The following is a 10,565-nucleotide window of genomic DNA, read 5'->3' on the forward strand; positions in this document are numbered from 1 at the left end:
GGCCGGACGGGCGGCAGGCGCCGGCCGCGGCCCCGTCCCGGGTGCCCCTCCGGTGAGACGAGCCCGGGTTCCGGCTAACCTAGCGCTTGTTTGATCGACTGAGAGGATCCGTGCCGATGGCCTTCGTGCTGATCGACAAACCGCGCCCGCACGTCACGCTGGTCACGCTCAACCGGCCCGAGCGGATGAACGCGATGGCCTTCGACGTGATGATTCCCTTCCGGGAGGCGCTGGAGGAGGTCAGCCGGGACAACGACACCCGGGTCGTCGTGATCACCGGGGCGGGGCGCGGATTCTGCTCGGGCGCGGATCTGGAGTCGCCGGGGCGGATCCCCAACCTGGAGGGCCTCGGCCTGCCCGCGATCGCGCTGCGCTCGATGGAGTTGCTGGACGAGGTGATCCTGGCGCTGCGCAAGATGCACCAGCCGGTGATCGGCGCGATCAACGGGCCGGCCATCGGGGGCGGCCTGTGCCTGGGGCTGGCCACCGACATCCGCATCGCCGCGGACTCCGCCTACTTCCGCGCGGCCGGCATCAACAACGGGCTCACCGCCAGCGAGCTGGGCCTGAGCTATCTGCTGCCGCGCGCCATCGGCTCCTCGCGGGCCTTCGAGATCATGCTCTCCGGCCGGGACGTCGACGCCGCCGAGGCCGAGCGGATCGGGCTGGTCTCCCGCACGGTCGCGCCGGACAAGCTGCTGCGCGCCTGCTACGAGCTGGCCGAGCGGATCGCCGGGTTCAGCCGCGCCGGAGTGGAGATGACCAAGCGGACGCTGTGGGCGGGCCTGGAGGCCGGCAGCCTGGGCGGCCACATCGGCCACGAGGGCCTCTCGCAGCTGTTCATCCGGCTGACCACCAAGAACTTCGAGGAGGCCGTCCAGGCCCGTAAGGAGAACCGGCCGCCGGAGTTCCGCGACTGACCGGGATCCCTCAGCCGCGGACGTTGGCGATGGCGGAGGTCGCGCAGAACCCGAGCGGCCCGGAGGTGTCGTAGAGGGTGCACCGGCCGACCGCGACCCCCTCGTCGCCGAGGTGGCCCGCGCCCTCGATCCCGATGTCGTCGCCGAGCGGAAGCCGGCTCAGGTGCACGGTGTAGTCGGCGTTGATGAACTTCAGCCCCGCCGAACCGAAGTGCGCCATCGGGCTGGCCATGTCGGCGGCCAGCACCACCCGGACGAACGGCGTCAGCGACTCGCCGGCCACCAGCGCCCGGGTCTCGCGCAGCCAGGCCCGGTGGCGGTCGGCCGACTGGAAGCCGGCCGCGGCGGCGTCGCCGGAGAGGATCGGTCGCAGGTGGAAGCCGGACGGGGCGGCCTGCGGGTCGAGCTCGTCCGGGGCGGGGACGTCCCAGACGGGAGCGGCCCAGATCTCCCCCTCCGGGTGCGGGCCGCGGCGCAGCATGACGGCGGAGGCGCGGGCGATCGGACCCCGCGCACCGCTGATCGTGGCGTCGGCCACCCGGATCCGGCGGCCGTCGCGGACGCGTGCGGTGTCGATCCGCAGCGGGACGAGCGGGCTGTTGCGGTACAGGTCCACGGTGAGCCGGGCGAAGTGCAGGCCGTCCGCGGAGTGTTCCCGCTCGATCGCCCGGGCCAGCAGCCCGCCCAGCAGCCGGCCGTGCAGCATGTCCGGCGACCACGGGCCGCGCGCGTGCGGCGCCGGCACCAGCAGGCCGCCCGACTCCGTGAAGAAGGCCTCGCCGGCCTCGCCCTCCGCCATCCCCCGCCGCCCTCCGCAGACCCTGATATCCGAACGGGATTCTAATCTGTCGCCCGCGGCCAGGAGGAACCGGGACGAAGATGGGTCCGTCGCCTGTCAACCGACGATCGGCTCCGCGAGGTGTCAAGGACACAGGCATCGCGCGTGACCGAGCGAAAGGGGACGGTGTGGACGAGGATCCCGAGTTCATCGCCTTCGTGCGCAGGAGAGGCGACCACCACCTGCGCACGGCGGTGCTCCTCACCGGCGACTGGCATACCGCGGAGGACCTGGTGCAGACCGGCCTGGTCAAGCTGTACAGGGTCTGGTCCCGGCTGGACACCACCGCCGACCCGGACGCCTACCTGCGCCGCATCCTGGTCAACACGCACCGGTCGTGGTGGCGGGCCCGCTGGCGGCGCGAACTGCCCGCGGCCGGTGTCCCGGACCGGGCGGGCGCCGGCGATCTCGGTGACGACCAGGCCGTGGCGGAGGTCGTCCGCGGTGCGCTGGCCGCCTTGCCCGTCCGCCAGCGCACCGCCCTGGTGCTGCGATTCTTCGAGGACCTTCCCGAGGCGCAGGTCGCCGAGCTGATGGGCTGCTCGGCCGGTTCGGTGAAGACCCACGCCCACCGCGGCCTGCGGGCGATGCGCGAGTCGCTGCCCGCGGACGTGTGGGAGCGGCGGCGCGCGGCCGTCAACGAAACCCCGGCCCGGGGGAGTGAGGTCCGGTGACGGTACGACACGGCGGTGAGGAGCCCCACATGAGCCACGACCACGACCCCCTCCGGGAAGCCGAGATCAGGTCGCTGCTGACCGCGGCCACCGAGGACCTCCCGGCCGGGATCGACCTGCTGCGCGAGGTCCGCCGGGCCGATGCGCGCCCCCGGCGCCGCGTGCTCGTGCCGGTGCTGAGCACGCTCGGCACGGCGAGCGTGGCGGGGGCCGCCGTCCTGGCCGTCACCTCGCTCACCGGCACGCCGTCCGCGCGGGCCCAGGTGGCCGCCGCCGCCGAGCAGACCTCCGGCCAGAGCTTCCGGGTCCACATCGTCCCCGTCGGCTCGGCCGGAACCCTCGACGGGGTGTTCGACCCGGCCCGGCGGACCGGCCGGATGACCACCTCCACCGGAGTGGAGAACCGGTACCTGGGCGATCTCGTCTACACCCACGTCCCCGCGAACGCCGCGCTGCGGCCCGGCAAGTCCCGGGTCATGCCGCCCGGCAAGACCTGGATCGTCTACCCGCGGCAGACGGCGTTCCCGCAGGACATGCCGGCCGCGATCGGGCTGGTCAAACTGGCCCCGCAGGATCCCCAGCTGGCTCTGCGGCGGCTGAGGTCCGCGACGGACGTCCACGAGCGGGGCGCCGCGTCCGGGCCCGGCTGGACCGGCCACCGCTACACCTTCTCGGTACGGGACGGGGGTGCGAAGGGGCCGGCCGGTCCGCGGGCCGGCGGCAGCGTCGACGTGGACGACCAGGGGCGGGTGCGCCGGCTGGACCTGACCTTCGAAGACGCCGATCCCGGTCCCAAGGCGGGTCAGGCGGCCAAGGCGGGCCGACCGGCCTCGCCCATGCACACGATCATGGACTTCAGCGACTATGGCGCACAGGTCAGCGTCACGGCCCCGCCGGCCGCCCAGGTCGTTCGGGTCGAACTGCTGCTGGGGGCGCCCAAGTCCAGGATCCAGGTAACCCAGCCGCCGAAGGGCCGCTGAGCGGCCGGGGCGTGGATCCGGCCCCGGTCCACGCCCCGCAGGTCGTCCGGCATCCTTCCCGCGAGGTCACAGGGATGCGACGGCGGGGATCACCTCGCTGCCGATGGTCTCCAGCGGGCTGATCCGGGAGACGCCGGTGACGCTGCCGTGCGCGACCGTGAAGCCCTGCTCGGCCAGCCGGCCCAGATCATCGATGATCCTGCCGGTGTTCTCCCCCTTCTCGCCCACGTCGAAGTTGTAGAGCACCGTCTTCTCGATCGCGTCGTAGTCGGTGCCCTCGCGCTCGCAGTGCTCGCGGAGCACCTCCAGCTTGCGGCCCAGCTCGGGGCTGGCGTAGAGGTTGCAGGCCTGGGCGTACTTCGCCACCAGCCGCAGCGTCTTCTTCTCGCCCTGGCCGCCGATGAGGATGGGCGGGTGCGGCCGCGACGGCGCCTGCGGGGAGTTCAGAGTGCGCCCGAGCCGGTAGTGCGCGCCCTCGTACGGCCCGTCGTCGCCGCGCCACATCTGCAGGCAGATCTGCAGGGTCTCCTCGAGCCGTTCGAACCGCTCGGCCAGCGGCGGGAAGAACAGCCCCAGCCCGCGCGCCTCCGCCTCGTTCCAGGCGGCGCCGACGCCGAGCATCGCCCGGCCGCCCGACAGCACGTCCAGGGTGGTCACGCTCTTGGCCAGCAGCCCGGGTTCGCGGTAGGTCACCCCGGTGACCAGCGTCAGGAGCCTGACCCGCGACGTGTGCGCCGCGAGGTAGCCGAGCGTGGTGTACGCCTCCAGCATCTCGTGCTCGGGCGGCCCGATCATCTCGATCTGCCACACGTGGTCCATGACGCTGACCCGGTCGAAGCCGGCGACGTCGGCCGTACGGGCGACGTCGGCCAGCTCGGGGCCGAGCCGTACCGGTCCGGACGGCCAGGTGAAATCGGATATGTGCAGACCCAGCTTCATTGATCGCCTCTCAGAGTTCCGGAAACGCTCCCACCAGGCTTACCAGAACGGTGCGGGACGGCGGACCGGAGGGAAGCCTCAGGGGGGCGGGGGCCCGGCGTACGGCCCGCTCTCCACGACCTGGCCGCCGCCCTGGCGCACCTGCTGCTCCAGCAGCTCACCGAAGGCGTCGCGGCCCTCGCCGACGTGCGCCTCGATGGGCAGCCTGCGGCCGGAACGGGTGACCACGTGGTAGCACAGCGGCCGGCCGGCGAGCCGGGTCCTGCCGCCCGCCCGCCAGAGCAGCAGCTCGGTGACGTCCGGCCAGCGGACGGCGCTGAGACGGCCGCTCCTGCGGTGCACCAGCCCGCCGGTGTAGAGGTAGGCGCCGGTGAAACCCGCGAGGAGGGCGAACAGCGAGAGGAAGGCGATGACCACCGAGCCGGCGAAGGTGGCGGCCGCCACGCCGCGGGCGACGTCCAGCAGTGCCAGCGCCATCGTGACACCGAACAGGACGGCGGCCACGGCCAGACCGGCGACCGCGTTGGCGAACGGGTTGGCGCCCTGACGGCAGCTCACGAGGTCGCCGAGCCGCTGGGCCGTGGCGAGCTCGGCCACCCGGACCGGAGGCTGCTCCGCGGGCGGCGGTGCCGCGCCGGCGTCGGGCCGGGACGGGTCGGTCATGGCGGCCTCCCTCGGCTGGGGGCGTGCGGTCCGGTCGCCGCCACCGTAGTACGACCCGCCCGGCCGGGTCGCCGTTTCCGGCGACCGGCCGCCTCGGACCGCTCGCCTCAGACCCCGATGTGGCCGGCGAGCCGTTCGCGGTGGAAGGCGGGATCGCCGAGGAAGAGCCGCGAGGAGGTGGCGCGCTTGAAGAACAGGTGCGCGTCGTGCTCCCAGGTGAAGCCGATGCCACCGTGGATCTGGATGTTCTCCGCCGCCGCCGTGTAGTACGCGTCGGAGCAGTAGACCTTGGCCAGACCGGCCACCGGGGGCAGCCCCGCAGGGTCCGCGTCGGCCACCGCGGCCGCGTACAGCACCGCCGAACGGGACGACTCGACGCCGATGAGCATGTCGGCGCACTTGTGCTTGATGGCCTGGAACCCGCCGATGGGCCGGCCGAACTGGTGCCGGACCTTGGCGTAGTCCACGCTCATCTCCAGCACCCGCTGCGCGCCGCCGAGCTGTTCGGCCGCGAGGGCCACCGCGGCCTGGTCGAGGGTGGTGGCGAGCATCGCGCCGGCCGCGCCCTCGGCCCCGACCAGCCGGGCCCGTACCCCGGCGAACTCCAGCCGGGCCAGCCTGCGCGTCTGGTCGAGGGTGGGCAGCCCGGTGCGGGTGAGGCCGGTCGCGCCGCCCTCCACCGCGAACAGCGACAGGCCGGTGCCGGTCCGGGCGACGACCAGCACCAGGTCCGCGACGTGGCCGTCGAGCACGAAGGCCTTGGCGCCCTCCAGCACCCAGCCGACGCCGTCCGGCCGCGCCGCCATGGAGATCCCGCCGGAGTCCCAGCGGCCGTCGTCCTCGGTCCAGGCCAGGGTCCCGATGGTGGAGCCCGCGGCCAGCCCTGGCAGCAGGTCCCGCATGGCCGCACGGTCGCCGCTGTTGCGCACGGCGCCGGCCGCCAGCACGACGGTGGAGAGGTACGGCGCGCACAGCAGCACCCGGCCCATCTCCTCCAGCACGATCACCAGCTCCCGGAAGCCGAAGCCCGACCCGCCGTACTCCTCCGGGATCGCCAGGCCCTGCAGTCCGAGCTGCTCGCCCATCTGCGTCCATACGGCCGGGTCGTACCCCTCGCCGGTCAGCATCAGGCGGCGGACCGCGGCGCTCGGCGACTTGTCGGCGAAGAACCGGCGCAGCGTGGTGCGGAGTTCCCGCTGCTCCTCGGTGACCACGAGATCCATGGACCCACCCTAACGCTTGCTTGGTCAGCCGACGCGCCCAGGCACAGTGTGGGGGTCAGCCGTAGCGCTTGAGCTCGTGGAAGAAGTCCGGCACGGTGTGCAGGTCACCGGCGGCCGTCACCTCGTCGTAGACGTACTTCGCCACGGCCAGGTCCAGGACGCCGAGGCCGAACGGCGAGAAGACCACCGGCCGGTCGGCCGGGGGAGTGACGGCGCCGGTCAGGACGTCGTAGAGGGTGCCCGCGACGAACTCGCGATGCCCGACCCGCTGCTCGGCGAGGTGCGGGGAGGTGCCGGCCTTCATGCAGTGCTCGACATCGTCGACGATGTTGCAGGAGGCGAGGATGATCTCGGGGGACAGGTCGCGCAGCGAGATGTGCAGGACGAGCGGGTTGTGGTCGAACCAGGCCGGGTCCTGCACGTGCGGCTCGCCCGCGACGGTGGCGAAGACGATCAGGTCGGAGGAGCGGATCAGGTCCTCGGCCGTGTCGTGGATCGTGACCTGGCCCTTCTCGGTCCGCTCGAGGTAACCCTTGAACCCCTCCGCGTGCTCGGCGGACAGGTCGTGAATGCCGAGCCGGTCGAACGCGAAGCCGTTGCCGGCCAGGTAGGTGTGGATGTAGCGGGCGATGATGCCGACCCCGACGAACCCCACGCGGGTGGGCCGCACGCCACGCCTCTCGCTCAGCGTGAGGGCGGCCAGCGCCGCCGAGGCGGCGGTGCGGGCGGCGCTGATGATGGAGCTCTCCAGGCAGGCGAACGGGTAGCCGGTCCGGCTGTCGTTGAGGATGAGCACCGCGGAGGCGCGCGGGATGCCCGCGTCCACGTTCTCCGGGAAGCTCGAGATCCACTTGATGCCGTGCACGTCGACGTCGCCCTTGACCGAGGCGGGCAGCGCGATGATGCGCGAGGACGGCCGGTCGGGGAAGCGCAGGAAGTAGGAGTCCGGGTTCACCGTCGCGCCCTCACCGTGCAGCCGGTAGGCGGCCTCGACGATGTCGGTGACCTGCTCCTCCCGTCCGCTGACGGCCTGGTGCACCTGGGCACCGGAGATCACGGCGAAGGACGGTACCTGGGTCATGGTGACGGGACTCCACAGAAGGTCGTGACGAGGGGCGGAAAGCGTACGGCGAGGTCAGCCGTAGGGCGGCGGGCCCCCGCCGGCCGGCCGGGGCGAGAAGAGCGTATCCAGCCCGGCGCGCTCGAGCTCCGCGGAGATGTCCCCGAAGTGCCGCTGGAGCCAGCTCTCGTCGTAGATCGAGTCGAGGTAGCGCTCGCCGAGGTCGGGGGCGATGGCGACCGCGGTCGGCTCTTCGCCGGGGTACTTCTCCGCCAGCCATCTCGCCGCCCCGCTCACCACGGTGCCGGTGGACCCGCCGAACAGGAAGCCGCGGGCGGCCAGCTGGTGGACGGTGCGGATCGTGTCCACCTCCGGCACGTGGACCACGTCGTCGACGAAGGACTCGTCGACCAGCCCGGGGCGGCTGCTGGTGCCCAGCCCGGGGACCATCCGCCGTTCCGGGATGCCACCGAACGTGACCGATCCGACGGCGTCAATGGCCACGATCGTGATCGGCTTCTGCCGCTCCCGGAAGTAACGGGCACAGCCCATGAGCGTGCCGGTCGTGCCGGCCCCGACGAAAAGGACCTCCAGGTCGGGGAACTGCCGCGCGATGGCCGGCGCCGTACCGCGGTAGTGCGCCATCCAGTTGTTCTCGTTGCCGTACTGGTTGAGCCACACATAACGTGAATCGGATTCGCATAGTTCGCGCACGTAGCGGATCCGGCTCTCCAGGAAGCCGCCGTTGGAGTCCTGCTCGGAGATGATCCGCACCTCCGCCCCCAGGGCCCGCATGAGCCGCTGCGAGGCCGGGTTGCAGCGCGGGTCGGTGATGCACAGGAAGTGGTAGCCCTTGCTGGCCGCGATGATGCTCAGGGCGATGCCGAGGTTGCCCGACGAGGACTCGACGAGGATCGATCCCGGGGTGAGGGAGCCCGCCCGCTCGGCCGCCTCCACCATCTCGCAGGCGGCCTTGAGCTTCACCGAACCGGCGAAGTTGAAACCCTCACATTTCAAGTAAAGCGGAAAGTCGAGCACGGATCTCAGGTCGACGTACAAATCCTCAACATTGAAATCCTGCGGCGAGCCTATAATGGGCACGTTGCCAACCTTTGATGAATGACAACCATCAAATCCGATAAGTTATGAAGTGTGTATGCGAAGGCTGTGAACAATGGCTCCGGAATGCTTATGTGAAAGGAGGGGCCGAGCCTGTCCTCCGCATGAATTCGCGGAGAAGAATTCCGGTTGACTCCCCCTGTTTTTGCGCAACGCGGATGCAACCCCGAATCAACGTGCGGCGAAGGATCACCGTACCCGGGGGCATGTTGGACCGCAACCCCCCACTTACCGCTTGGTACGGCAAATCCGGCGAATCGGGTCTAGTAGGGCTAGTCGGGTCTTAGGCTGGTCTCCGTCGATGCGGCGACGGTCGGCCTTCTGTGCGGAGGGGTAATTATGAGCGCCACTGGAACGATCATGGGTCGTCTTCTTGACCGGGAGGCCTTGCCCAAGCTGCCGATCATGGCAGAAGAGATCACCCGTGCCCGGGACCTCGCCGCAAAGCACCTAATGACCCGCGCGCATGATGTCGATCTCGGCGATCCGGTCATCACCCGGGTGGAGCGGATCGCTGCGGAGCGTGACCGCCCGGCGGTCCGGGACGACCGCCGCTCGGTCGGCTACGCGGAGCTGGCGGCGGAGGCCCGGCGGCTCGCCGCGCTGCTGGAGCGCTCCGGCGCCGGACCGGGCACCGTGGTGGCGGTCGGCGGCGAGCGGGGGGTCTCCGTGGTGGCGGCCTTCCTGGCGATCGAGCTGGTCGGCGCGCTCTACGTCCCCGCGGACACCACCTGGCCCGCCGCGCGCGTGCGCGACGTGCTGCGCCAGGCCGGCGCGCGGCTCCTGCTCAACGTCGACGACGATCCCGCACGCTCGCCGGCGATGGCCGAGGGCGCGGCCGAGGCCGGGGTGCCGATCGTGCCGGTGGCCGATGCGGCCGGATGCGCGCCGTGGGCCGGGCCGCCGCGTCTGGAGGCGCCGGACCAGCCCCGCTACGTCCTGTTCACCTCCGGCTCCACCGGCAGGCCCAAGGGCGCCGTCGTCGAGCACGCCGGGATGATCAACCACCTGCTCGCCAAGATCGTGGACCTGGAGCTGACCGGCGACGACGTGGTCGCGCAGACGGCGCCGCTGGGCTTCGACATCTCGGTGTGGCAGATGCTGTGCCCGCTGCTCGTCGGCGGCCAGGTGCACGTCATCGGGGACGAGGTCGGCTACGACCCGGTGGCGTTCGCGGCGGCGGTGGACCGGCAGGGCATCACCGTGGTGGAACTGGTGCCGACGATGGTGCGGCTGCTGCTCGACGACCTGGCCGCGGCGGCCGGTCCGGAGCGGTCCGCGCTGGCCGGCCTGCGCTGGATGCTGGCCACCGGCGAGGAACTGCCCACCGAGGTGGCCCGCCGCTGGCTGGCGGCGATGCCGCAGGCCCGGCTGCTCAACGCCTACGGCCCCACGGAGTGCTCCGACGACGTGACCCATCACGTGGTGGGGGAGCCGGACCTGGCGCTGCTGCGGCTGCCCATCGGCACCCCGGTGATCAACACCCAGCTGTACGTGCTGTGCCGTGACGGCGACGGCTGGCGGGCGTGCGAGGTCGACGAGACCGGCGAGCTGTTCGTCGGCGGTCACGGCGTCGGCCGGGGCTACCTGGGCGATCCGGAGCGCACCGCCGAGGCGTTCTTCCAGGACCCGTTCGCCGACACCCCCACCGGGCGGCTCTACCGGACCGGTGACGCCGTGCGGTTGCTGCCGCAGGGCGCGCTGCAGTACCTGGGCCGGGTGGACCGCCAAGTCAAGATCGCCGGAGTCCGGATGGAGCTCGGCGAGATCGAGGCGGTGCTCCAGCGGCACCCGAGTGTCGGCGCGGTCGCGGTGGTCGTCCATCGGTCGTGACCGAGAGTGACGGAAAAGGTGCTCTGCGGCGCCCGTTCGGTCGTTGATCCCTTGTCACCCTCCCGTGGCCTCATTGTTACCTGACCCGTGGTGAGCAGGGAGTTTTGTCACATAGGTGAGTAATCAGAGGGGCCAAATTCCGCTTATGAGGGGATTGCGAGTGATGTGACAGCCTGGTTAACTATGGCTTCGCTACTGCTGAGTAGGCGAGGGCTGCTCGGCACTGCAGGAGCCGACTGAAGTGGGCGCGGCGGTCGGCCGTGCGCGGGTGAAGTGAGTCAGTGGTAGACGGGGAAAGAGGTGCGGGGCCGGCCCG

10 protein-coding genes are annotated in these 10,565 nt (G+C 71.5%); 4 read left to right on the forward strand and 6 right to left on the reverse strand.

The window, feature by feature from the left end; translation table 11 throughout:
* Positions 1-116: 116 nt before the first annotated feature.
* Positions 117-920, forward strand: a complete 804-nt coding sequence (locus ACRYCC_RS20205; RefSeq protein WP_433814260.1) for an enoyl-CoA hydratase — start codon at positions 117-119, stop codon at positions 918-920.
* Between the two features lie 10 nt (positions 921-930).
* On the opposite strand, the gene ACRYCC_RS20210 is transcribed toward ACRYCC_RS20205, so the two are convergent.
* Positions 931-1,719, reverse strand: coding sequence for an acyl-CoA thioesterase domain-containing protein (locus ACRYCC_RS20210; RefSeq protein ID WP_433814261.1), 789 nt, complete (start codon positions 1,717-1,719; stop codon positions 931-933).
* 167 nt (positions 1,720-1,886) lie between these two features.
* Here ACRYCC_RS20210 and ACRYCC_RS20215 point away from each other — a divergent pair, with 167 nt between their 5' ends.
* Together ACRYCC_RS20215 and ACRYCC_RS20220 are read left to right on the forward strand one after the other, a co-directional pair.
* Positions 1,887-2,432, forward strand: coding sequence for a SigE family RNA polymerase sigma factor (locus ACRYCC_RS20215; RefSeq protein ID WP_433814262.1), 546 nt, complete (start codon positions 1,887-1,889; stop codon positions 2,430-2,432).
* 29 nt (positions 2,433-2,461) lie between these two features.
* Positions 2,462-3,412, forward strand: coding sequence for a hypothetical protein (locus tag ACRYCC_RS20220; RefSeq protein ID WP_433814264.1), 951 nt, complete (start codon positions 2,462-2,464; stop codon positions 3,410-3,412).
* A 66-nt stretch (positions 3,413-3,478) separates the two neighbouring features.
* Here ACRYCC_RS20220 and ACRYCC_RS20225 read toward each other — a convergent pair whose 3' ends face one another.
* The 5 genes from ACRYCC_RS20225 to sbnA all read right to left on the reverse strand — a co-directional run bounded on the left by ACRYCC_RS20225 (position 3,479) and on the right by sbnA (position 8,398).
* The gene (locus ACRYCC_RS20225; RefSeq protein WP_433814266.1) at positions 3,479-4,351 is read right to left on the reverse strand and encodes an LLM class F420-dependent oxidoreductase; all 873 of its coding nucleotides are present in this window, start codon (positions 4,349-4,351) and stop codon (positions 3,479-3,481) included.
* 78 nt (positions 4,352-4,429) lie between these two features.
* A complete protein-coding gene (locus ACRYCC_RS20230) occupies positions 4,430-5,014 on the reverse strand; it encodes a hypothetical protein (RefSeq protein WP_433814268.1) in 585 nt (194 codons plus the stop codon).
* A gap of 107 nt (positions 5,015-5,121) precedes the next feature.
* Positions 5,122-6,237, reverse strand: a complete 1,116-nt coding sequence (locus ACRYCC_RS20235) for an acyl-CoA dehydrogenase family protein (RefSeq protein ID WP_433814270.1) — start codon at positions 6,235-6,237, stop codon at positions 5,122-5,124.
* Between the two features lie 55 nt (positions 6,238-6,292).
* The gene (gene sbnB, locus ACRYCC_RS20240) at positions 6,293-7,318 is read right to left on the reverse strand and encodes a 2,3-diaminopropionate biosynthesis protein SbnB (protein ID WP_433814272.1); all 1,026 of its coding nucleotides are present in this window, start codon (positions 7,316-7,318) and stop codon (positions 6,293-6,295) included.
* 54 nt (positions 7,319-7,372) lie between these two features.
* Complete coding sequence (gene sbnA / locus ACRYCC_RS20245) at positions 7,373-8,398, reverse strand: 2,3-diaminopropionate biosynthesis protein SbnA (RefSeq protein ID WP_433814274.1); 1,026 nt, start codon at positions 8,396-8,398, stop codon at positions 7,373-7,375.
* A gap of 423 nt (positions 8,399-8,821) precedes the next feature.
* Here sbnA and ACRYCC_RS20250 point away from each other — a divergent pair, with 423 nt between their 5' ends.
* A complete protein-coding gene (locus ACRYCC_RS20250; protein ID WP_433814276.1) occupies positions 8,822-10,249 on the forward strand; it encodes an amino acid adenylation domain-containing protein in 1,428 nt (475 codons plus the stop codon).
* Positions 10,250-10,565 lie beyond the last annotated feature (316 nt).

Source organism: Actinomadura scrupuli (genome assembly GCF_050971785.1).
GTDB classification, from domain to species: domain Bacteria; phylum Actinomycetota; class Actinomycetes; order Streptosporangiales; family Streptosporangiaceae; genus Actinomadura_E; species Actinomadura_E scrupuli.